Source organism: Amycolatopsis ponsaeliensis, assembly GCF_030182635.1.
Classification (GTDB): Bacteria; Actinomycetota; Actinomycetes; order Mycobacteriales; family Pseudonocardiaceae; genus Amycolatopsis; species Amycolatopsis ponsaeliensis.
In genome coordinates this window covers 17,017-39,175 of sequence record NZ_JAPZLD010000068.1, presented here as the reverse complement: position 1 = coordinate 39,175, position 22,159 = coordinate 17,017, and the positions used below count along the sequence as shown (strand labels likewise).

23 protein-coding genes are annotated in these 22,159 nt (G+C 71.2%); 13 read left to right on the top strand and 10 right to left on the bottom strand.

The features are described from left to right. Nucleotides 1–59: 59 nt before the first annotated feature. From QQ657_RS51640 to QQ657_RS51630, 3 genes are all read left to right on the top strand, one after another. Complete coding sequence (locus tag QQ657_RS51640; RefSeq protein WP_284749822.1) at nucleotides 60–503, top strand: MarR family winged helix-turn-helix transcriptional regulator; 444 nt, start codon at nucleotides 60–62, stop codon at nucleotides 501–503. A 79-nt stretch (nucleotides 504–582) separates the two neighbouring features. Further along, nucleotides 583–1,773 (top strand): Kelch repeat-containing protein, encoded by a 1,191-nt coding sequence (locus tag QQ657_RS51635; protein WP_284749821.1) that lies wholly within the window; start codon nucleotides 583–585, stop codon nucleotides 1,771–1,773. Nucleotides 1,774–1,872: 99 nt separating this feature from the next. Further along, the gene (locus QQ657_RS51630) at nucleotides 1,873–2,853 is read left to right on the top strand and encodes a malate dehydrogenase (protein WP_284749820.1); all 981 of its coding nucleotides are present in this window, start codon (nucleotides 1,873–1,875) and stop codon (nucleotides 2,851–2,853) included. Nucleotides 2,854–3,060: 207 nt separating this feature from the next. Here QQ657_RS51630 and QQ657_RS51625 read toward each other — a convergent pair whose 3' ends face one another. Further along, nucleotides 3,061–3,597 (bottom strand): DUF305 domain-containing protein, encoded by a 537-nt coding sequence (locus QQ657_RS51625; RefSeq protein ID WP_284749819.1) that lies wholly within the window; start codon nucleotides 3,595–3,597, stop codon nucleotides 3,061–3,063. Further along, nucleotides 3,594–4,526: a DUF1996 domain-containing protein gene (locus QQ657_RS51620; protein ID WP_284749818.1), complete on the bottom strand. Its 933-nt coding sequence runs from the start codon at nucleotides 4,524–4,526 to the stop codon at nucleotides 3,594–3,596. Before QQ657_RS51620 ends, QQ657_RS51625 begins: the two co-directional genes overlap by 4 nt. A 214-nt stretch (nucleotides 4,527–4,740) precedes the next feature. Here QQ657_RS51620 and QQ657_RS51615 point away from each other — a divergent pair, with 214 nt between their 5' ends. Further along, a complete protein-coding gene (locus QQ657_RS51615; RefSeq protein WP_284749817.1) occupies nucleotides 4,741–6,876 on the top strand; it encodes a discoidin domain-containing protein in 2,136 nt (711 codons plus the stop codon). Between the two features lies 1 nt (nucleotide 6,877). Here QQ657_RS51615 and QQ657_RS51610 read toward each other — a convergent pair whose 3' ends face one another. After that, nucleotides 6,878–7,225 (bottom strand): VOC family protein, encoded by a 348-nt coding sequence (locus QQ657_RS51610; protein WP_284749816.1) that lies wholly within the window; start codon nucleotides 7,223–7,225, stop codon nucleotides 6,878–6,880. Nucleotides 7,226–7,298: 73 nt separating this feature from the next. On the opposite strand from QQ657_RS51610, the gene QQ657_RS51605 reads away from it, so the two are divergent. From QQ657_RS51605 to QQ657_RS51585, 5 genes are all read left to right on the top strand, one after another. Beyond that, a complete protein-coding gene (locus QQ657_RS51605) occupies nucleotides 7,299–8,144 on the top strand; it encodes an AraC family transcriptional regulator (RefSeq protein WP_284749829.1) in 846 nt (281 codons plus the stop codon). Nucleotides 8,145–8,373: 229 nt separating this feature from the next. After that, the gene (locus tag QQ657_RS51600) at nucleotides 8,374–9,426 is read left to right on the top strand and encodes a hypothetical protein (protein WP_284749815.1); all 1,053 of its coding nucleotides are present in this window, start codon (nucleotides 8,374–8,376) and stop codon (nucleotides 9,424–9,426) included. A gap of 215 nt (nucleotides 9,427–9,641) precedes the next feature. Then, nucleotides 9,642–10,076 carry an XRE family transcriptional regulator gene (locus QQ657_RS51595; protein ID WP_284749814.1) on the top strand — a complete coding sequence of 145 codons (435 nt, stop codon included), beginning with the start codon at nucleotides 9,642–9,644 and terminating at the stop codon, nucleotides 10,074–10,076. A gap of 97 nt (nucleotides 10,077–10,173) precedes the next feature. Next, a complete protein-coding gene (locus QQ657_RS51590; protein WP_284749813.1) occupies nucleotides 10,174–10,686 on the top strand; it encodes a hypothetical protein in 513 nt (170 codons plus the stop codon). A gap of 9 nt (nucleotides 10,687–10,695) precedes the next feature. Next, nucleotides 10,696–11,781, top strand: a complete 1,086-nt coding sequence (locus QQ657_RS51585) for a hypothetical protein (RefSeq protein ID WP_284749812.1) — start codon at nucleotides 10,696–10,698, stop codon at nucleotides 11,779–11,781. 300 nt (nucleotides 11,782–12,081) lie between these two features. Here QQ657_RS51585 and QQ657_RS51580 read toward each other — a convergent pair whose 3' ends face one another. Continuing rightward, the gene (locus tag QQ657_RS51580) at nucleotides 12,082–12,567 is read right to left on the bottom strand and encodes a 2'-5' RNA ligase family protein (protein ID WP_284749811.1); all 486 of its coding nucleotides are present in this window, start codon (nucleotides 12,565–12,567) and stop codon (nucleotides 12,082–12,084) included. Nucleotides 12,568–12,635: 68 nt separating this feature from the next. Continuing rightward, the gene (locus QQ657_RS51575) at nucleotides 12,636–13,055 is read right to left on the bottom strand and encodes a hypothetical protein (protein ID WP_284749810.1); all 420 of its coding nucleotides are present in this window, start codon (nucleotides 13,053–13,055) and stop codon (nucleotides 12,636–12,638) included. A 155-nt stretch (nucleotides 13,056–13,210) separates the two neighbouring features. On the opposite strand from QQ657_RS51575, the gene dinB reads away from it, so the two are divergent. Then, the gene (gene dinB, locus QQ657_RS51570) at nucleotides 13,211–14,482 is read left to right on the top strand and encodes a DNA polymerase IV (RefSeq protein WP_284749809.1); all 1,272 of its coding nucleotides are present in this window, start codon (nucleotides 13,211–13,213) and stop codon (nucleotides 14,480–14,482) included. A gap of 13 nt (nucleotides 14,483–14,495) precedes the next feature. Here the strand turns inward: dinB and QQ657_RS51565 are convergent, their stop codons facing one another. Further along, nucleotides 14,496–15,395: a class I SAM-dependent methyltransferase gene (locus tag QQ657_RS51565; RefSeq protein WP_284749808.1), complete on the bottom strand. Its 900-nt coding sequence runs from the start codon at nucleotides 15,393–15,395 to the stop codon at nucleotides 14,496–14,498. Nucleotides 15,396–15,613: 218 nt separating this feature from the next. On the opposite strand from QQ657_RS51565, the gene QQ657_RS51560 reads away from it, so the two are divergent. The 3 genes from QQ657_RS51560 to fdhD all read left to right on the top strand — a co-directional run bounded on the left by QQ657_RS51560 (nucleotide 15,614) and on the right by fdhD (nucleotide 18,733). Then, nucleotides 15,614–16,024 carry a histone-like nucleoid-structuring protein Lsr2 gene (locus QQ657_RS51560; protein ID WP_284749807.1) on the top strand — a complete coding sequence of 137 codons (411 nt, stop codon included), beginning with the start codon at nucleotides 15,614–15,616 and terminating at the stop codon, nucleotides 16,022–16,024. A gap of 563 nt (nucleotides 16,025–16,587) precedes the next feature. Beyond that, the gene (locus QQ657_RS51555; protein ID WP_284749806.1) at nucleotides 16,588–17,898 is read left to right on the top strand and encodes an OFA family MFS transporter; all 1,311 of its coding nucleotides are present in this window, start codon (nucleotides 16,588–16,590) and stop codon (nucleotides 17,896–17,898) included. 1 nt (nucleotide 17,899) lies between these two features. Next, nucleotides 17,900–18,733 carry a formate dehydrogenase accessory sulfurtransferase FdhD gene (gene fdhD, locus QQ657_RS51550; protein WP_284749805.1) on the top strand — a complete coding sequence of 278 codons (834 nt, stop codon included), beginning with the start codon at nucleotides 17,900–17,902 and terminating at the stop codon, nucleotides 18,731–18,733. Here the strand turns inward: fdhD and QQ657_RS51545 are convergent. The 4 genes from QQ657_RS51545 to sucC are packed head-to-tail and all read right to left on the bottom strand — an operon-like array spanning nucleotide 18,721 to nucleotide 22,012. Beyond that, nucleotides 18,721–19,557, bottom strand: coding sequence for a LysR family transcriptional regulator (locus tag QQ657_RS51545; protein WP_284749804.1), 837 nt, complete (start codon nucleotides 19,555–19,557; stop codon nucleotides 18,721–18,723). The two genes, fdhD and QQ657_RS51545, sit on opposite strands and share 13 nt — an antisense overlap. Further along, a complete protein-coding gene (locus QQ657_RS51540; protein WP_284749803.1) occupies nucleotides 19,557–19,982 on the bottom strand; it encodes a beta-class carbonic anhydrase in 426 nt (141 codons plus the stop codon). Before QQ657_RS51540 ends, QQ657_RS51545 begins: the two co-directional genes overlap by 1 nt. Beyond that, complete coding sequence (gene sucD, locus QQ657_RS51535) at nucleotides 19,982–20,863, bottom strand: succinate--CoA ligase subunit alpha (protein WP_284749802.1); 882 nt, start codon at nucleotides 20,861–20,863, stop codon at nucleotides 19,982–19,984. Before sucD ends, QQ657_RS51540 begins: the two co-directional genes overlap by 1 nt. Before the next feature lie 3 nt (nucleotides 20,864–20,866). Then, nucleotides 20,867–22,012, bottom strand: coding sequence for an ADP-forming succinate--CoA ligase subunit beta (gene sucC, locus QQ657_RS51530; RefSeq protein WP_284749801.1), 1,146 nt, complete (start codon nucleotides 22,010–22,012; stop codon nucleotides 20,867–20,869). Between the last annotated feature and the right edge of the window lie 147 nt (nucleotides 22,013–22,159).

Here is a 22,159-nt window from a genome sequence, read left to right as displayed (position 1 = left end):
GTCTAACCATTAGATGTCAAACGCTTAGATGCCTCTCCATCTGCGGTAGGGTCCGACCCGTGCCAGCACCCACCACCACCCCCATCGGCGTCGTCCTCGCCCACACCGCCAAGACCGCAGGCCGCGCCTTCGACCACGCCCTCGCCGCCGCCGGCGGCTCCCAGCCCGTCTGGCAGATCCTCATCTCCCTCAAAACCAGACCCGTCGCCAACCAACGCGAACTCGCCGACGCCGTCGGCATCCAAGGCGCCACCCTCACCCACCACCTCAACAGCATGGAAACCACCGGCCTCGTCACCCGCCGCCGCGACCCCGCCAACCGCCGCGTCCACCTCGTCACCCTCACCCCCGACGGCGAACAGCTCTTCCTCCGCCTCGCCTCCGCCGCCATCGCCCACGACGAACGCATGCGAAAAGGCCTCACCGACGCCGAGATCACCCAGCTCGCCGACCTCCTCCACCGCCTCGCCGGCAACGTCACCGACAACCCGGACTCCCCATAGAAACCGTTGCACCGCCCCAAAAGGCCGGCCTTCGGGCGATCCCTTGACGATGATTCCCCGCACCCGCGATGGTCGGATCATGACCGCACAGACGGAACTCCCGACCACCACGACCACCGGCTGGGCCCCCACCGGCGACCTCCCCTGGCCGCGCCAGTGGGACCACCCCTACGAAGGCCCGGTCCTCCTCCACGACGGCCGCGTCCTCGCCGCGGGCGGCGGAAACAACCGCGGCTCCCAGACCTTCGCCGACGCCGCCCTCTACGACCTCGCCACCGGCCAATGGACCCCCACCGGCCCGATGCTCACCAGCCGGCGCATCCACACCCTCACCACGCTCGCCGACGGCCGCGTCCTCGCCGTCGGCGGCGGACACGGGCACCCCTCGGTCAAGCCGTTCATCCTCGCCTCGGCGGAAATCTACGACCCCGCCACCGGGACCTGGACCGAGACCGGCTCACTGCACCAGAGCCGCTGCCTCCACTCCGCCACCCTCCTGCCCGACGGCCGGGTCCTCGTCGCCGGCGGCGCCACCGACCAGCCACCCCTGCCCGCCCAGATCGTCACCACCACCGCCGAGATCTACGACCCCGCGACCGGCCAGTGGACCCCGGCGGCCCCGATGCTCCACCCTCGCGCCTCGTTCTCCGCCGTCCTCCTGCCCGACGGCCACGTCATGGCCGTCTCCGGCCTCGTCGAAACCGGCGGCGACCTCGCCGGCCTCACCTTCTGCGAGACCTACGACCCCACCGCCGGCACCTGGACACCGACCGACCCCATCGGCACCCCCGTGCCCCTCGAAACCGGCACACCCCGCGTCAACGCCCAGGCCGTCGCGCTCGACGACGGCGCCGTCCTGCTCACCGGCGGCCACCAGGGCGGCCCCGTCAACTGGAGCTACAGCCCTTTCAGCCTCAGCGACACCGAGCGGTACGACCCCGCCACCCGGCGCTGGGCGCCGACCGCCTCGATGAAGGTCGCCCGCGACGAATTCCGCATGATCAAGCTCGACTCCGGCAAGGTCATCGCCATCGGCGGCCTCGAATACGGCGGCTACGACACCGGTTACCAGAACTCCGAGACCTACGACCCCGCCACCCGCACCTGGGCCCCGCCCATCGGCCTCTCCGCCGGCCGCGCGAAGTTCGGCGCCGTCAAGCTCGCCGACGGCCGCGTCCTCATCGCCGGCGGCGCCACCGTGCTCGGCGCCGCCGGCCCCGACGGCGAAAACACCGTCCTCATCACCAGCACCGACCTCTTCACCCCCTGATCGATCCAGCGAGAGTGACTGGACGCACCCGACCCGCAACCACGAGGAGAGATAGGCTCCCTACCACAAGCCGAAGTCGTCTCAAGCTGGAGAACCGCAATGACCCAAGCCCCTGTCAACGTGACCGTCACCGGCGCCGCCGGCCAGATCGGCTACGCGCTGCTCTTCCGCATCGCGTCCGGTCAGCTCCTCGGCCAGGACGTCCCGGTGAAGCTGCGGCTCCTCGAGATCCCGCAGGCGGTCAAGGCGGCCGAGGGCACCGCCATGGAGCTCGACGACGGCGCGTTCCCGCTCCTGGCCGGCACCGACATCTTCGACGACCCCAAGCAGGCCTTCGAAGGCACCAACATCGCCCTCCTCGTCGGCGCCCGCCCCCGCAGCAAGGGCATGGAGCGCGGCGACCTCCTCGAGGCCAACGGCGGCATCTTCAAGCCCCAGGGCGAAGCCATCAACGCCGGCGCCGCCGACGACATCAAGGTCCTCGTCGTCGGCAACCCCGCCAACACCAACGCCCTCATCGCCCGCTCGCACGCCCCCGACGTGCCCGCCGACCGCTTCACCGCGATGACCCGCCTCGACCACAACCGCGCCCTCGCCCAGCTCTCCAAGAAGCTCGGCGTCCCCGTCACCGAGCTCAAGAAGCTCGCCATCTGGGGCAACCACTCCGCCACCCAGTACCCCTCGGTCCAGCACGCCGAGGTCGGCGGCAAGAGCGTCGAGGTCGACCAGGCCTGGCTCGAGAGCGACTTCATCCCGACCGTCGCCAAGCGCGGCGCCGCCATCATCGAGGCCCGCGGCCTGTCCTCCGCCGCGTCCGCGGCCTCCGCCGCGATCGACCACGTCTACAGCTGGGTCAACGGCACCCCCGAGGGCGACTGGACCTCCGCCGGCGTCGTCTCCGACGGCTCCTACGGCGTCGCCGAAGGCATCATCTCGTCCTTCCCGGTCACCGCGAAGAACGGCAAGTACGAGATCGTCCAGGGCCTCGAGATCGACGACTTCTCCCGCGCCCGCATCGACGCCTCGGTCGCCGAGCTCGTCGAGGAGCGCGACACCGTGCAGAAGCTCGGCCTCATCTGAAGCTGACACACCGAAGGGGGGGGGGGGGGGGGCCCCCCCCCCCCGCGCCCGGCTCGGCCACCATGTGGGGTGATGGCCCTCCACGGCCCGGTCCGAAGTCACGTCGACCTCGGTCCGGGCCGTTGCTCGTGGGACCGCGCAAGTCCGCGCATGGCCCGTCGAAGTCTCTCGACGGGCCATGCACGGAATGGTGGGTCACTCGCTCGATCAAGCCGCGTTCGCCAGCTCCTTCTCCTGCTGAGCTCCCTCGGCGCCGACCTCGCCGGCGAGCCGCTTCGTCTCCGCGTCCGCGCCCGAGGTCTGCTCACCCTTCGCCAGCACCACCAGCTGCGCCGCATGCGCCCGCAGCAGCGCGATCAGCCGCTGGTCGAACTCCGCGCCGCTGCCGGTGCGCAACGCCACCAGGTCCGCCGCGGTGACCATCCCCGGCATCCGATGTCCACTGTGGACGTCAGCGGCCGGCAACCCCGCCCGGTCGCGGGCTGCCTTCAACCGCACCAGCAGCCCTTCCTGTGCCCCTGAGACCGAGTCCGCGGCCTTCCGGACCGCCGGGCTCGCCGCACGCGAAGGAGCCAGCCGGGCCGCCGACAGCGCGTTCTCCGTCATCGGCACGACCAGTTGCAGCCACGCCACGTCCGTCGGGTTGAACGGCGACGCGGGGCCGGCGGTGGGGGCGGGGCCGGTGGTGGCGCACCCGCCCATGGTCGCCACCACCGCCGCCCCCACCAGGAGCAGCCGTCTCACGGACGGCCGGGCAGCCGGTAGTTCGGCCCGAGCACGGTGCCCCGGTCCGGCTTGTACAGGTCGAACCCGCGCGGGTCGCACTGGAGACCACCGTTGATGCAGTGCGTGACCAGGGCGGCGAGGGTCGGCGGGTCCCACGCGTTGAAGAAGTCGTAGTGCCACGAGTACCCGCGCCCGCTGGCCAGGTGCACGCCCGACATGTCCCCGCTGACCGGGAACGCGATCTTGAACTCCAGCATCGGCACCGCGACCGGGTGGTCGGCCGGGCACGTCAGCGTCGTCTTGTCCGGGTACGCCATGTGACTCTTGTGGTCGGCCGAATCCAGGTGGACGCCGTCCCAGCAGCTCGGTGCCTGGTAGCGGATGTTCAGCTGGCTGCCCGGCGTGCACTGCACCGGGATGTCCCAGTTGTGGAAGCTGTCCCCGCACTCCCAGCCCTCGATCGCGCCGGGCGCGTTCTGGAACTGGTCCTGCGTCGCCGTGACCGTCCCGGCGACGTAGCGCAGGCCGGGCGGGAACGGCACCACCTTGGTGTAGTCGAGGATGCCGGACTTGTAGTACACGACCTGCGCGAAGTTCGGCAGGATCACCTGGTTCCCGTTGTAGACCGTCGGGAACCAGTACGCGGACAGGTCGTCCGGCGCCAGGCAGGTCGTGTTGCCCACGCCCGCGGCCTGCAGCGACTGCGTCGTGGTGTTCGCGTTGGTGGTCTTGTTGCCGATGAACGTGTGGTCGTGGGACGCGCCGGGCAGCCCGGGGAAGACGATCGGGTCGTCCGGCTGGTGGTGGCTGGGGGAGCAGTTGACCTGGAACTCGTGATGGGTCACCAGGTCGTCGGCTCCGGCGGGCGACCAGGTGGCCGCGGTCAGGAAGGCGCCTGCCAGCACGGTGGCGGCGGTGCAGGCGAGGAGCGCGGCTTTCGTTGCCAAGGGTCCTCCACGGTGAGGTGCCAAGGATGGGAGAGCGCTCTCCCACAGCATGCGCAGCGAGCCGCCGCCGTGTCAAGGAGTACCCGGATCCGCCGCAAGACAGGCATTGTCCGATTCCCGGCCGGAATCTTGACAACGCGGGGCTGGTGCCGTTCCATCGGACAGCCGGAGAGCGCTCTCCAATCTCCGTCCCCCTTTTCGCGCGGGAGTCATCGTGGACCGACCGTTGCCCCTTCGTGCCGTCCCGGCACTCGTGGTCCTGCTGGTATTGGGCCTGTTAGCCGGCCCCGCACCAGCGGCACACGCCGCGACCCTGCTCTCGCAGGGCAGACCGGTGACCGCCTCCAGCAGTGAGGGGGCCTCGACTCCGGCGTCCGCGGCGGTCGACGGCGACGCCGGCACCCGCTGGGCGAGCGCCTGGAGCGACCCGCAGTGGCTGCAGGTCGACCTCGGCGCGTCCGCGGACATCAGCCAGGTCACGCTGAACTGGGAAGCCGCCTACGCGACCGCCTACGAGATCCAGGTTTCGGACAACGCCGCGTCTTGGCAGACTGTATACAGTACGACGACCGCGACCGGCGGCGTCCAGAACCTCGCCGTCACCGGCCACGGCCGTTACGTGCGCTTCTACGGCACCCACCGCGTCGGCGGCTACGGCTATTCGTTGTGGGAGTTCCAGGTCAGCGGCACCCCGGGCACGTCGACGCCGGGCGGCCCCGGCGTCACGAAGGTGACCGGCAGCCAGGGCAACTGGCAGCTGAGCGTCGACGGCCGGCCGTGGACCGTCAAGGGCCTCACGTGGGGTCCGCCGGTGAGCGAAGCGGCGACGCGGATGCCGGAGCTGCACTCGATCGGCGTCAACACCGTCCGCACCTGGGGCACCGACGGCTCCAGCCAGCCCTTGCTGGACGCCGCCGCGGCCAACGGCATCAAGGTCGTCGCCGGGTTCTGGCTCCAGCCCGGTGGCGGACCCGGTAGCGGCGGCTGCGTCGACTACACCACCGACACGAACTACAAGAACACGATGCTCGGCGAGATCCAGAAGTGGGTCAACACCTACAAGGCGAACGCCGGCGTGCTCATGTGGAACGTCGGCAACGAGTCGATCCTCGGCATGCAGAACTGCTACTCCGGCACGCTGCTGGAGCAGAACCGGATCGCCTACGCCCGGTTCGTCGACCAGGCCGCGCAGGCGATCCACGCCATCGACGCCAACCACCCGGTGACCTCGACCGACGCCTGGACCGGCGCGTGGCCGTACTACAAGGCCTACACGCCGAACCTCGACCTCTACTCCGTCAACTCCTACGCCCAGGTCTGCCAGGTGAAGCAGGACTGGATCAACGGCGGCTACACGAAGCCGTACATCATCACCGAGACCGGCCCGGCCGGTGAGTGGGAGGTCCCGAACGACGTCAACGGCGTCCCTGCGGAACCGACCGACCAGCAGAAGCGTGACGGGTACACGAACGCCTGGAACTGCGTGCTGGCCCACCCGGGTGTGGCCCTCGGCGCGACGCTGTTCCACTACGGCACCGAAGGCGACTTCGGCGGCGTCTGGTTCAACATCACCACCGGCAACGAGAAGCGGCTCGCCTGGTACGCCGTCCGCAAGCTCTACAGTGGACAGACCGGCGGCAATACGCCGCCGGTGATCTCGGCGATGAACCTCAGCCGCACCACCGACGTCCCGGCCGGCGGAACGTTCACCCTGACCACCGCGGTGTCCGATCCGGACGGTGACCCGATCACCTACACCATGGGCTACAACAGCAAGTACATCAACAACGCGGCCGGGCTGATCCCGGCGCAGTTCACCGGGAACGGGACGTTCACGGTCACCGCGCCGCAGCAGCTGGGCGTCTGGAAGATCTACCTCTACGCCCGGGACGGCCACGGCAACGTCGGCATCGAGACGCGTTCGCTGCGCGTGGTCGCCCCGCCGGTGCCGGGCACGAACCTGGCCCGCGGCGCGGCGACCACGGCGTCGACGTACCAGGCCGACGGCCCGGGTGCGCCGTACCCGCCGCAGGCCGCGACGGACGGCAACACCGCCACGCGCTGGGCGAGCGCGTGGGCCGACCCGCAGTGGCTGCAGGTGGACCTGGGCAGCCGGCAGGCGTTCGACCACGTCCAGCTGATCTGGGAGTCGGCCTTCGGGAAGGCGTACGAGATCCAGGTCAGCGACGACGCGGCCAACTGGCGGTCGGTGTACTCGACGACGTCGGGCGACGGCGGCGCCGACGACCTGGACCTCTCGGCCACCGCCCGGTACGTGCGGATGTCCGCGACCCAGCGTGGGTCGGCGTACGGCTATTCGCTGTACGAGTTCGGCGTCTACCGCCGGTGACTCAGCCCGGGATCAGGCAGAAGAGGTGACCTTCGGGGTCGGCGAGCACGACCCAGTCGGCGCCACCGGGCTGGAAGTCCGGCTTGGTGGCGCCGAGCGCCTCGAACTCCGTGACAGCGCTTTCGAGGTCGCCGACGCTGAGGTCGAGGTGGGCGTGCTTGGCGTCGTCCGGCCAGGCCGGGCCCCGGTAGCCGGCGACGCGCTGGAAACCGAGCCCGACCGGGCCGCCGAGCTGGACGGTGTCGTCGTCCTGATAGGTCACTTCCAGGCCGAGTCCCTTGGCGTAGAAGGCGGCGAGCGCGGCCGGGTCGGCGCAGTCGAGGACGATCGTGGTGAGTTCCGCGGGCATTTCCCGACTCCTTTCGTTCTGCCGGCAGCTTGCCTTTCGCGTCGGCCCGGGGTCTTGAAGATCCTTGCGGAAACTGTCGGACCCCCGGCGTAGCGTCCGGGGCGTGCTGGAAACAGTCGAAGTCGCGGCCCGCCCGGGATACGCGGTGAGCGTGGTGCGGTGCGCGGACGACCACCCGGGCTGGTCCCCGCCCGAGGTGGCGTCGGGCCACCGGATGGTGCTGGTCCGCCGTGGCCGGTTCCGCCGCCGCGCCCGGGGGAGGGTCGAGGACGCGGACTCGACGGTCGCGTACCTCGCGTCGCCGGGGGAGGAGGAGAGCTTCGCGCACCCGGCGGGCGGCGACGTGTGCACATCGGTGACGTTCGGCGAGCGACGCTGGCGTCAGCTCGCGGGCGACGGGTCGGTGTCTCCGACGGTGTACGTCGACGGGCGCCTCGACCTCGCCCATCGCCGGGCGGTCGCGTCGGTCGCCGACCCGGACTACGCGCTGGCGGAGGAACTGCTGGTTCTCGTGGGTGCTGCGATCACCCAGGCGGCCCCGTCGCCGACGCCTGCATCCGGCGGCCGTGTGGACGATCGTGCGTTGGTGTCGCGCGCTCGCGAGGCGATCGCCGCGGAGGACCCGGGTGGGCTCTTTCCGCTGGCGGACCTGCTGGGGGTTTCGCCGTACCGGCTGAGCCGGGCTTTCCCGCGTGAGCTGGGGGTTTCGCTGACGCGGTACCGCAACCGGGTCCGGGTGGGCCGGGCTCTGGACCGCCTGGAGGCGGGGGAGCGAGGCTTGGCTGCGTTGGCGGCGGACCTGGGGTTCGCGGACCAGGCCCACCTGACCCGCACGGTCCGCGAACACGCGGGAACAACCCCGGCAGCCCTGCGCGAACTGCTGGCAGGGGAGCGACGCCAAAGCCCACGACAACCGTGATGCCCGCGCAATCACACGAGATGCCCCGCCAATCACACGTGATGCCCGCGCAATCACACGAGGTGCCCGCCCGGCCGCGCGAGATGCCCGCGCGAGATGACTTCCCAACTGCACGCGGCGCCTCCCAGCCACCAACCCGCGCGCGGGCTGACTCGGCCGGTCGAGAACCCTTGCCAGGAGGGTACTTTTGCCGCACCGCGCCCACATCCGGCGCCCTACGCTCCCACCCATGGCGGACACCCCGACGCGCGTGGTCCCGCTCTCGCGCGCCCGCCGGTGGACCTGGGTCCTCGTCGCGGTCGCCGCAGCCCTCGCCGCGTGGCACCTCTACGGCATCTTCGTCACGCCGGAGCGGCCGTTCTTCTGGATCGGCCTGGCTTTCGACGTCCTCGTCGCGGTCGTCGGCTGGCTGCTCGGTCGCGCCTGGCCGCCCGTCGCTCGCTTCGGTCCCGACGGCATCCGCTTGGACGGATCCCTCCTCCCCTACACCACGATCACCGAAGTCCGGCGGGGAGCCGTGTCGGCCAAGCCGTTCTGGCTCGCCTTCTGGCTGCCGACCTCGCTGCTGGTCGGGCTGATCGTCGCGCTCCGGCCGTCCGGGGACTTCGACCGCGAAGTCGTCGAACTGCGTACCGACGGCGGCCGGGTGCGCGCCCGCTGGCGTGACCACCGGGCCGCGGAAGACTTCCTCGCCGCGCTGCGGGAGCACCGTCCCGACCTCGAAGTCCGCTACGGCGTCGACTCCGATGTCTTCGCGCGGGACCACTCGCCCCGGCTGGGCGTCGGCGGTGGGTTCCTCGCCTTCGGGCTCGGGCTCTGGCTGTTCCTCGGCGGCTGGTTCGGGCTGCAGTTGCTCGACCAGTCCCTCGAGCACGGCCCCTTCCCGTCCGGGCCGACGTCGGCTGCGATCACCCGGCTGACCTCCGGCCTCGACGGCTTCGCGCCGCTGCCCGGCGTTGCCCGCGACTTCACCGAGTGGTCCTGCGACCGCACGAACGGTCTGATCCTCGGCCCGGACCCCGGCGCCGCCGATCTGCACCTGAAACTGGAAGGCCGGACGCCGCAGGCAGGCGCCGTCGAAGCGCGGCTGCGGCAGGCGGCCGGGATGGACGCGGACCAGTACTTCGAGCGGCTCGGCCCGGACGACCTCGACTTCGAGCTCGACATCCCCGAGGACGACGACCTCTACATCGAGTTCTCCACCGGCTGCGTCACCGACGAAGCGGTTCCGGGCCTGCGCGACGACTTCACCAAGCTGGCCGCGGCACTGGGAGTGAGCTGAGGTGGGGCGGCGCGGCGGGAACGCGGGCTGGGCGCGTGGCCACCCCCAGCGGCCACGTGACTTCGCCCGGCGGCCGCTGCGCCACCCCGGGGTCCGATGTCCTGTTTTCGAAACATCGAACGGGAGTATCGTAGTCTTTCCGGGACAGGCTGTGTCAAGTTTTCGGAACAGCTACGCTGACGGTTGTCACGTTTCCTGGCTGAAGGTGGTGTGTGGTGAGCGATGAGCGCAGTTTCGCCGAACGACTGGCGCACTTGATCGCGACCGTGCACCCGCCGGACCGCAAGCCGTACTCCTACCGGGAGATCGCCCACGGCGTCGCCGAGCAGACCGGCGTGACGATGTCGGCGACCCACGTCCAGCAGCTCGCCGTCGGCGCGCGCAAGGACCCCAAGCGCTCGCACATCCAGGCCCTCGCTCAGTTCTTCGGCGTGCCGGTGACGTACTTCTTCGACGACGAGGTCGCCGGGCAGGTCGATCGCCAGGTCGAGGACGTCGTCGCGTGGCGCGACACCGAGGCGCGGAACCTGGCGCAGCGGGCCATGCAGCTGTCCCCACGCGACCGCGAAACCGTGACGGCGCTGCTCGACCAGCTGGCCGGCTACGACGAAACCCGGCGTCGCGACGGCCGGCGGCGGAAGCCGGAGTGATCGCGGGAAGTCGGCTACGATGACCTCGTCCGTGATCGCGCCCCGGTGCACCCGGCTGGCGCCCGGTGACCGGGGAGGGCCCATCGACGAGCGCGGCTTGACGGACCTCCGAGCCGGCGCCCGGCAGCGGGTGCGGACCGTGCTCGCCGCCGTCCCGGTGCCCCGGCCGTGGTCGATGAACGCCTGGGTGGACCGTCTCGAGGCTTGGCGCGGACGCGAGATCGACCTCGTGCCGGTCGAGTACCGGCCCGGCCGGCCGTCAGGTGCGTGGCAGGCCCGCCCGGACTACGACCTGATCGCCTACGTCGAGCACACGTCGGCGCTGCACCAGGACCACATCATCGCCCACGAACTCGCCCACATGCTGTGCGCTCACACCGGGTCCTGCCAGATGTCGGAGTCCGAAGCCGCGCAGCTCGCGCCGGACCTGGCGCCGCAGGCGCTGTCGCACCTCCTGACCCGCGTGACGACCGGCACCGACGAGTACGAGGCCGAGCTGATCGCGGTGCTCCTGATGAGCGCGGCGACGAGCGAGCCGCCCGCCGTTCAGCCGGGTGCGTCCGGCCGGGCGGCGGATCAGGCTAGGCGGCTGGCCGCACTCCTGGGATAGTCGCGTCTCGTGATCGACATTCTGTTCGTCGGGGTCGGGCTTTTCGCGTTGGCAATCGGGATCTGGCGGGCGGTCCGCGCCCGGCGCACCGGCGCGGGCGCCGGCCTGGCCGTCTCGCTCATCGCGCTCGGCGCGGCGTTCTGCTTCCTGTCCAACCGCGCGCAGCAGTTCGAGAGCGAGCTTTACCCGAGTCTCGGCCGGCTGCTGTCGAACCTCGCGACGATGGTCGCGGCCTACGGGATCGGGCTGACGGTCGCGGAGATCAGCGGCACCCGCGACCGCGGACGCCGCACGCGGCTCGTCGCACTGGGCGTCGCGCTGACTCTGCTGACGGTGATGTTCTTCAGCACGCAGGGGCTGCCGCGCGGCGTCGGGGTGTTCGACGAGCTGTACGGCACGCACCCGACGCTGGTCGTCTACGTGTTCGTGTACACGGTCTACCTCGGGTTGGCGGTACTCGACATCGGCGTGGTGGCGGCGGTGACGATCCGCGCGAGCGGCGGCGCGCTGCGTGCGGGGCTCACGCTGTTGCTGCTGGCGTCGGCGTTCGCGGTCGCCTACCTCGGGGGCAAGATCGTCGCGACGATCAAGGCGCTGCAGGACGACCACCCGGCGAAGGCGTTGTGCCGCGGGCCGTTCTCGACGTTGCCGTGCACGCTCGACGTCGGGTTCCCGGCGGTGTCGGTGCTGCTGATCGTGGTGGGGCTGACGATCCCGTCGATCCCGGGGCTGGTGGCCGGGCGTCGTGACGCGAAGACGCTTCGCTTGCTGCGCCCGCTGCGCGCGCACCTGACGCGGCGGTTCCCGGAGATCGTGCGCATCGACCCGGGCGGACCGTCTCGCCGCGAGCGGCTGCTGACGGCGATGAGCGAGACGAACGACGGGCTGATCCTGGCGGGGGTGACGCCGGAGCTGGCGGCTCCGGCAGCGGCTCGGCTGGTGCGGGATCTGCCGGATGAGCCGGGGGAGGAGGAGCCGCCGGTCGCGCAGGCGGAGCCTTTCGCCGCGGACGTCGCGCGGCTGCGGGCGATCGCGCTTGCGTACCGGAAGGTCGGCGGCGAGACGGCGGGCGAGGTGGCCAGCCCGGTGCGGTGACTTCGAAGTCGCACCGACTACAAAGGTGTACTGACTACGGAAATGCACTCACTTCGCAACGGCACTGGGTGCAAAGGTGTACTGACTACGGCAGTGAACTCACTTCGCGACGGCGGTGGCCGCAAAAGCGGACTGGCTGCGACCTTGGACTGCGCAGCTGTAGTCGCTACATAAGTGTAGTCACTACGCGATCGGCTGGGGCTGCTTGGTATGTAGTGATTACATAGCTGTAGTCACTACATGAATGCAGTGGCTACACGAGCGCAGTGACTGCGTGAACGCAGTGATTGCGTGGTCGGTTCATCCGGTGAACGGTGCGTCCAACCGCAGCTCCCAGCCGCGTTCGGTGAGCGCCACCAGCTGCAACGCCGTCGCGCGATCGGTCAGCGGCAACAAGGGCCGCACTTCGTCGCCCACCCGGGAAAGCGTCTCCTCGTCGCCACCCATGGCGACATTCACGTGCGCGGGCGGGCGAGGCCCGAACCGTCCACCGTAAGGCGCAACCTCCGGCCAGCGATCGCACACCGCATCAGTGATCGGCTGAAGCGAAGGAGCCGGCAGTGCAGCAAAACCCGGCGCGGAAAGAAACTCGTCGAGCTGCACCTCGGTCGGCGCAACAGTCGAGGCAAGCGACCGGACCGCATCCAAAACCGAGGAACTCACCAAGCCATCCGGCAAGAAGGGGTACAAAGCCGTCACGTGCGCGGGCAAACCGGGGCGGACCAAAGCCGGATCGATCCGCCGGGCCGCGGCCAATGCGGGTTCGGCGGCGGGCAGCAGGATCACCAGCGCGGTGGTTCCGGGTGGAGGCACCCCCGCATCATGACAGTCAGGCGATCACGACAGTCAGGCGATCAGGCGACAGCCGACTCCGGGAACCGTCCCGAGCGGGCCAGTGCGAGACTGCGCCGGCACAACTCCACGAGCTCCAAGTTCGCGCGGCTCCGCGGGCTCCGCCCACACAGCCCGCAGTGGATCGCCACCTCGCCGGTCAGCTCGTCCACCGCGACGAGCGCCTGGTGGTCGCACCGGCGGCACCAGCGGTAGCCGATCGCCGGGTTCGTGTGCACCGGAGAAGAAACGCAGTCGTGCAGCCAACGGCGGTGCGTGCGGCACGTGACGCGGTCGGTCGGGTCGAGGTGGCCGTCGTCCTCGGATCTGTCTTCGCCGGCCAGCGTCGAAGCCAGCAACGGCTGGCGTGCCGCCGCCGGGCGGTCCTGCGGATTGGGACTGGCCCACGCGTGGTGGTCGCCGCATCGGCACTTCTCGGACATGGTGCCCCCAGTGGTCGGGTGGTTCGATCCGTCGAGTGTGACCGCGGCAACAGAGGGTGGACAACCGGGAAAACGCTCAGTTTCGACCAGCGGCAGGGGTTCCGCGGCGGACGGAGAAGCGGACTTCGGCGCCCGTGTATGCGAACATATGTTCTATGACCGCCGAGGGGCCCATCCTGCACGCCGACCTCGATTCGTTCTACGCGTCGGTGGAACAGCGTGACGATCCGGCGCTGAAAGGGCGCCCCGTGATCGTCGGCGGCGGGGTCGTCCTGGCCGCGAGTTACGAGGCCAAGGCCTATGGCGTGCGCACGGCGATGGGGGGCGCGCAGGCCCGGCGGCTGTGCCCGCACGCCGTCGTCGTGCCGCCGCGGATGTCGGCTTATTCGGCCGCGAGCAAGGTGGTCTTCGAGGTCTTCCACGACACCACTCCGTGGGTGGAAGGCCTCTCGATCGACGAAGCCTTCCTGGACGTCGGAGGGTTGACCAGGATCGGCGGACGGCCCAGCGACATCGCCGAACGGCTGCGCGTCGCCGTCGCCGAGCGGGCCGGGCTGCCGATCACGGTAGGGGTTGCGCGGACGAAGTTCCTCGCGAAGGTGGCCAGCCGCGTCGCGAAGCCGGACGGCCTGCTGGTCGTCCCGCACGACGCGGAGCTGGAGTTCCTGCACCCGCTGCCGGTCGGCGCGCTCTGGGGCGTCGGCAAGGTCACCGCCGAAAAGCTGCACGCGCGGGGGATCACGACGGTCGGCCAGCTGGCCGCGTCCGAGCCGGTGGACCTGGTGAGCATGCTCGGCCGGGCGGCCGGCGGGCACCTGCACGCCCTGGCGCACAACCGGGACCCGCGCCGCGTCGAGGTCGGTGTACGGCGCCGGTCGATCGGCGCCCAGCGGGCACTCGGCCGTGGTCGGCGGACTCCGGCCGAGCTCGACGTCGTGCTGGTGGCGCTGATTGACCGGATCGCCCGCCGGCTGCGCGCCGCTCGGCGCGTCTGCCGGACGGTGACGATCCGCCTGCGCTTCGCCGACTTCACTCGGGTCACGCGCTCGCACACGCTGAACGAGCCGACCGCGGGCACGGGCGTCCTGCTCGCCGCGGCGCGGGAGCTGCTCGTGGCCGCGCTGCCGATGATCGCCGACCGCGGCATCACCCTGCTCGGCGGGGCACTGTCCAACCTGGCCGACGAAGATCCGTTCCAGCTCGCGCTGCCGTTCGAGCGGCAGCGGGCGACCCAGCTCGACACGGCGCTGGACGCGGTGCGGGACCGGTTCGGCAAGGCGGCGGTCGGGGGGGGGGCGGGGGGGGGCCCCCCCCCCGGCCGCGGGGGGGGGGCGGGGGGGGGGGCGGGGTGGGGCGGGGGGGGGGGGGGCGGGGCGGGGGCGCCGGCCCCCCCGGACGACCTCGAAGTGCCCCTGTTGCCGGATTGACGGCGAAACGGCTTCAGTTTCCGGTGCCTGCCATTCCGGGCCGATCGGGAATGCGGGCGTGGACCAGTGCGGAAAGCGCAGCGGGACGCAGCGCGTCCGTGCGGTTCCACAGTCGCGGGTCGACGCTCTCGCGCTGGCCCGCCTCTTCGACGACTTCGAACCCGGCGTCGCGCAGGAGGCCGCTCATGGCCGCGGGGGAGAGGAAGGTGAGCCACGGCTCACCCTGTTCCGCGGCGACCGGTGCGACGGCTTCGGCGTAGGCGTTTCCGGCCGTGTCGCGCAGTTCCGCGGGAAGCAGGTGATCGGTGACGATTTCCGATCCGGGTGCGAAACGGCCGAGATCCGTCAATGTGGCGAGAATCGCCTTCCGCGTCAGGTACATGGTGACACCGAGCCAGCTGACGAACACGGGGCGAAACGGGTCCAGTCCACTCTGGACGAGCCGTTCCCGGAGCGGATCGGCTTCGAAGTCGACCGGGACGAACGTGACCGAAGCGGGCACGGCGACGCCGGCGCCCTCGAGCAGTTCTCGTTTGGCCGCCTGGGTCGCGGGCCGGTCGACCTCGAACACCCGGAATCGCGCGGACGCGTCCCGATACGCGAACGAATCGAGTCCGGCGCCGAGAATCACATACTGGTCTATACCGGAATGGGGACGAAGGAGCCGGTCTTCGGTGAACCGGCTGCGGCACACCGCCTGGGCGCGGGCGCCGGCCAGGACCGGATGGGTGCCGTGGAGATGATGGTAGGCCAGGAGTTCCTCGGCGCGCTCGCCGAGGAGGGCTGCGGCGAGAGTGTCGGAGAAGACGATCGGCTCGGCATCGACGAGCAAATGTGCCGCCCGCGCGGCGGCAGCGGTGAACGCCGTGCGGCTGATGCGGGGAGCAATACCGGGAAAGTCGGCGGTGGTCATGCGGACACGGTACCGATTCGATTTCGACTATATCACAAAAACAAATATTCGACAAGACGACGCGCATTTCGGCTCGGTTGCGGTCACCCTGGACGGGGGCGGCGCGGTCGCCCGGGCGGCCATTGTGGACGCTTCACCGGTGTCGCGCGTGCCGGGCGGGATTCGACAGGTTAGGGTCTGTCCGACCGTGTTCTGGAGAAGATGAGGAACGACGAACCATGGCACAACGGGTGCACGTCGAGATGGTGGACGACCTTGACGGGAGCGAGGCTTCGCAGACCGTCCCCTTCAGCCTCGACGGGGTGACTTACGAGATCGACCTGTCCGAGGACAACGCGTCAGCGCTCCGGGACGAGCTCGCCCGCTACGTCGCGGTCGCGCGGCGGACCGGCGGCCGCAAGGTGCGCCTCGCGACCGGCCAGTCGCTGTCGGGCTCCTCGAGCTCGGGCACCGACCGCGAGCGCAACCGCCAGATCCGCGAATGGGCGCAGGCCAACGGCTACGAGGTCGCGGAGCGAGGCCGGCTGTCGAGCGAGATCATCGCGGGCTTCGAAGCGGACCAGGTCGCGGCCGTCGAGCCGGTCGAAGCCAAGCCGGCGCGCAAGCGGGCGACGCGCAAGAAGGCCTGACGCCGGATCGGTTGCCGGACAACGAACTTCGCGCCGCTGCGCTGGGGAGCACGACGGTGCGGAGTCCGGTAGCGGTGTTTCGCGCGCCCGGGGTTGGGGAGATCCCGGCGCGCGAAAAGCACGCCGGCGGGTGCTGAGCCGCTCGCGTTTGTTTGTTTCCCACTGTGCTGTCTCCGTTTGGCGGGCCGGATCCGCCGACGGCTCGCCGCGACTGTCCTGATCGGCTTGTCGCGTAGGGAGTCGCTCGCTCTCCGTCGCGTGTGGATCTTCCGCCGGGGGCGAGCGGACATTTCCCGGCCGGTAAAGCTTGTCGGAGGGTGGCTCCGATGGCCAGACTGTCAGTGCTCCACGCGGCCGGTACCGCGCCGGAGCACGGCCCGGTGGCCGCCTCCTCCCTCGATGGCCACCGGGCCGCCTTCCTCTAATCCCCTCCTGACACCGTGCCGCCCGTCGCGTGCGGCCGATCGGGCATCGCTGTAGACAATCGACCGCGACAAGCGCACACTCGGACTACTCCATACTGCATACAATCTTCAGTTGAGAGTTCTGAGGAGGCGGTCACGATGTCCGAGGTCCGCGAGCTCCGGGACGTCTACGGACGGCGGTACCGCGTCGGGGAGTCCGACCGGGAGCTGCTCGGCCGGCCGCGGACGTGGATCACCTGGCTGGCCGCGGCGGCGATGCTCGCCGCCGGGGTGCAGCAGTACGGCTTCGGCGCGATCGTCCCCGCGCTGAGCCGCGCGCACGGCTGGACGTTCGGCGGGATCGTCCTCTCGCTCGCCGTCTGGGCGATCTGCCAGGCCGGCACGGCTTTCCCGGCGGCGTGGCTGCGCGAACGCGGCCTGCTCCCGGCACCCGCCGCGATGGCCGCCGGCGCGGTGCTGTGCGCCGCGGGCCTGGTGACGCTCGGGCACGCGACCAGCCCGCTCGCCGTCTTCCTCGGCTACTCCGTGCTCGGCGGGCTCGGCACCGGCCTCGTCTACGCCACCTGCGTCGGCGCGGTGCTGGCGTGGTTCCCGGACCGGACCGCGGCGAGCGCGGGCATCGTCAGCGGCGCGTTCGCCTACGGCAGCGTGCCCTTCGTCGTGCTCGCCGCCGCGCTGCCGGCCGCGCGACCGGCGCTCCTGGACGTCACCGCCGCGGTCGTGCTCGCCGTGATCGCCGGGTGCGGCGCGCTGCTGCGGTACCCGCCGCGGAACTGGTGGCCCGCGACGCCCGAGCCGCGCACCTGGGCCCTCGACCGGGCGCACAACCGGCGCCCGGCCGTCCGGCACTACCGGCCGGCGGAGCTGTTCCGGTGCGGGACGACCCTCGCGCTGTATCTCGTCGTCGTGCTCGCGGCCGCCGTGCTGCTGTTCGACCTCGCCTACCTGGCGACCTTCGTCGCCGAGCGCACCGGGCCCGGGCTCGCCGCGGCCGCGCTGGCGCTGCTCGCGGCGGCGACCGGCAGCGGGCGGGTGCTCATCGGCCGGCTCGCCGACCGGCTCGGCCGGCACCGGATCCTGCGGTTCGCGCTGCTCGCGGGCGGTGTCGCCCAGTTCGTCCTCTTCTACTCGGGCGAGCACCGGCACGCCGTCGGACTGCTGCTGGGCGTCGCGCTCGCCGGCCTCGGGAACGGCTGCTGCTACACGCTGCTGGTCGGCCTCGTGCGCGAGTACTTCGGCGAGGAATCGGCGGCGCAGAACTTCGGGATCCTGTACTCCGCCAAGGCGGTCGGTGCGGTGCTCGGGATCGGGCTCGCCGCGCTCGTCGTGACGTCGCACGGGTTCGCCGGCGCGTTCGCCGCGGCCGGGGTGCTGAGCCTGGCCGGCGCGGTGCTGTCCGGGCGGCTGACCCAGCCCGGTCGGCCCAAGTCGCTGCTGCCGGTGGCCTGACGTGGGGCGGATGACAAGCCGACGGCGGGTGCTGCGCGTCCGCGACGGCGTGCCGACCGCGCGCCCGGACACGCTGACCGTCGAGGAACCCCTCGAGATCCGGGTGGCCGGGAAAGCGCTGTCGATCACCATGCGGACCCCGGGCGACGACTTCGACCTCGCGGCCGGGTTCCTGGTCGGCGAGGGTGTGGTGCGGGCGGCCTCGGACGTCCACTCGATCCGGTACTGCGCCGGGGCCACGGCCGACGGCGGCAACACGTACAACGTGCTCGACGTCGTGCTCGCTCCGGGCGTCGCGCCGCCGGACGCCACGGTGGAGCGGAACTTCTACACGACGTCCTCGTGCGGGCTGTGCGGCAAGGCGAGCCTGGACGCCGTCCGGACGACGGTGACGTGGCCGATCGAGGACGACCCGTTCGGCATCGACCCGGCGACGCTCGCCGGGCTGCCCGACGAACTCCGGGCGGCGCAACGGGTCTTCGACCGTACGGGTGGCCTGCACGCGGCCGGGCTCTTCGACGCCGACGGGAAGCTGCTGTGCCTGCGCGAGGACGTCGGCCGGCACAACGCGGTGGACAAGGTGGTCGGCTGGGCGACCCGCGACGGCCGGCTGCCGCTGGCCGGGACGGCGCTGATGGTGAGCGGGCGGGCGTCGTTCGAGCTGGTGCAGAAGGCGGCGATGGCCGGGATTCCTTTGCTGGCGGCGGTTTCCGCGCCGTCGTCGCTGGCGGTGGACCTGGCCGCGGAACTGGGGCTGACGCTGGTGGGGTTCCTGCGCGGCACGTCGATGAACGTCTACACGCGACCCGACCGGCTGGGCCTTCAGCCGAGCTGAGCGAGCAGGGCGGCGACGGCGGGCGAGGGATCGCCCCGGTGCACGGCGGCGAGCTGCCACGGCGGCGGCCGGTCGAACCGCCGGACGGTGAGATCGGCGAACCGCGAGGCGGCCGACGCGGGCAGGACGCACGCGGCCAGCCCGGCCCGCACGAGCCCGGCGGCAACGGCGAGATCATCGACCTCGAGCGACCGCCGGCGACAGGGAAACGCCCGGTCGACGGCGTCGCGGATGGCCCAGCCCGGCGGGAAGTCCACGAGGGACAGCTCGGAGAGATCGGCCGGTGCGGAAGGCGAGCCGCCGGGTGCGGTGGCGAGGACGAGCTCTTCGCGGGGGAGCGGGGTAGTGACCAGATCGGTCGAACCGGCAGAAGGCACCACTTCCTGAGCGGCACCAACCGCGACCACCGTCAGCACCACGTCCACAGTGGACTCCGCGCAAAGCACCTCACCGGCCCGGACCTGCCGCACCTCCACCACCAACGCCGGATGCACGTGCCGCAATGCCGCCAGCACCCGATGCCACTCCGACAGCAACCCCGGGCACACCCCGAGCTGCACCCGGCCCGCCACCGGCGACACCGCCGCCCGCGCGCGGGCCACTGCCTCCAGGGCCGCCCGCGCGGCGGGCATGAACGCCTCGCCGGCGGGCGTCAGGACCACCCGGTGCGTCGTGCGGTGGAACAACGGCGTCCCGAGGTCCCGCTCCAACGCGCGGACCACTGTGGACACCGTCGACTGGACCGTCCGCAGCCGCTGGGCGGCCGCGGTGAAGCCGCCCTCCTCCGCGACCGCCACCACCACCGCCAGCTGGCGCAGCTCCATCACGACACCTCGTCCAGCGCGCCGGTCTTTTCGTCCAGGACATAGCCGCGGACGGCGTCCGTGTGGGGCAGGAACGGTGACGCCCGCAGCCGCGCGATGCACTGGCGGATGTCCTGGACCGGGTCGGTGAACGTCTCCGCCGCCCAGCCCGGCCGCATTCCCGTCGACGACTCCAGGCGCCGCGCGAGGTCCGTGTCGGTGAACGTGCGCATCCCGCAGTCCCGGTGGTGGATCAGCACGATCTCGCGCGTGCCCAGCAGGTGCTGGCTGACCGTCAGCGAACGGATCGCGTCGTCGGTCACCGCGCCGCCCGCGTTGCGGATCACGTGCGCGTCGCCCTCGCCGAGGCCGAGCAGCCGGTGGACGCTGAACCTCGCGTCCATGCACGCGAGCACCGCCAGCTTCAGCCGCGGCTTCGCGAGCATCACCCCAGCACCTCGCGGACCAGCGCCGCCGTCTCGCTCGGCGTCCGCCCGACGCGGATTCCGGCCGCCTCCAGCGCTTCCTTCTTCGCCGACGCGGTTCCGGCCGAGCCGGAGACGATCGCGCCCGCGTGGCCCATCGTCTTGCCCTCCGGTGCGGTGAACCCGGCGACGTACCCGACGACCGGCTTGGAAACATGAGTCCGCACGAACTCCGCGGCGCGTTCCTCGGCGTCGCCGCCGATCTCGCCGATCAGTACGATCAGGTCCGTCTCCGGGTCCTTTTCGAACGCTTCGACGGCGTCGATGTGCGTCGTCCCGATGATCGGGTCGCCGCCGATGCCGACGCACGTCGAAAACCCGATGTCGCGCAGCTCGTGCATGAGCTGGTAGGTCAGCGTGCCGGACTTCGACACCAGCCCGATCCGCCCCGGGCCGGTGATGTCGGCCGGGATGATCCCGGCGTTCGACTTCCCGGGGGAGATGATGCCCGGGCAGTTCGGCCCGATGATCCGGGTCCGCCCGCCCGCCGCGACCGCGTGCGCCCACAGCCGGGCCGTGTCGTGCACCGGGACGCCCTCGGTGATCACCACCGCGAGCCCGATCCCGGCGTCGACGGCTTCGACGACGGCGTCCTCGACGAACGGTGGCGGCACGAACAGCACGCAGACGTCGGCCGCGGCCGACGCGATCGACTCCGCGACACTGCCGAACACCGGCAGCGAACGACCGGAGATCTCCACGTGCTGCCCGGCTTTGCGCGGGTTCACCCCGCCGACGACGTTCGTGCCGGCGGCCAGCATCCGCCGGGTGTGCTTGGCGCCTTCGGAACCGGTGATGCCGGAGACGACGATCCGGCTGGTCTCGTCCAGGAAGATGGCCACGGCTCAGACCTCCGCGATCGCGAGCTTCGCCGCCTCGCGGGCGGCGTCGTCCATGGTGGCCACCACGGTGACCAGGGGGTGGGCGGCTTCGGCGAGGATCCGCCTGCCTTCGGCGACGTTGTTCCCGTCGAGCCGGACGACCAGGGGCTTGGTGGCGCGGGATCCGAGGATCTCCAGCGAGCGCACGATCCCGGTCGCGACGGCGTCGCACGCGGTGATCCCGCCGAAGACGTTGACGAACACGCTCCGCACCTGTGGGTCGCCCAGGATGACGGTCAGCCCGTTCACCATCACCTCGGCCGAGGCGCCGCCGCCGATGTCGAGGAAGTTCGCCGGCCCGCGCGCGCCCGCCTCCGCGGCGGCCGCCGCGACGACGTCCAAAGTGGACATCACCAGGCCGGCGCCGTTGCCGATCACGCCGATGTCGCCGTCGAGCTTGACGTAGTTGAGGCCCTTGGCCTGCGCTTCGCGTTCGAGAGGGTCGCCGTCCAGCGGGTCGTCGAAGGCGGCGAGACGGCGGAACGACGCGTTGTCATCCAAAGTGATCTTGCCGTCGAGCGCGACGATTCCCGTCGACGTGCTGGCCAGGGGATTGACCTCGACGAGCGTGCAGTCCTCGGCGACGAAGACGTCCCACAGCTTCTCGACGACGCCGGCGACCTCGCCGCGGACGTCGGCGGGGAACGCCGCGGCCACCGCGGCCGAGTCGACGCCGGCGAGCGGGTCGACCGGAACTCGCACCAGGGCGTCCGGCCGGGTCGCCGCGACCTCCTCGATCTCCATCCCGCCTTCGGTCGACGCCATCGCGAGGAACGTCCGCCCGGCGCGGTCGAGCAGGAACGAGACGTAGTACTCGTCGGTGATCTCGCTGGCCTCGGTCACCAGGACGCGGTGCACGGTGTGGCCCTTGATGTCCATGCCGAGGATGTCGTCGGCGGCCTGCTCGGCGTCGTCGGCTGTATGTACTACGCGGACGCCGCCCGCCTTGCCCCGTCCGCCCGTCTTCACCTGCGCCTTCACGACAACCGGGCCGCCGAGTTCGGCGGCCGCGGACCGGGCCGCGGCGGGATCGGCGGCGACCCGGCCACGGGGGACGGGAACGCCGTGCTTCTCGAAGAGATCTCGGGCTTCGTGTTCGAAGAGGTCCATGCGGGGGCGTCCTTTCCGCGGCGGTGCAGGGCAAGGAGGTCCGCCGTGTCCGGGGGTGCGGTGACGGTCCGCGGGGGCCGGATCGAGGCCCGGGAAAAACCCTGCGGATAGCCCTGGACACGGGCTGCTTGAAGAGTGACTATATGC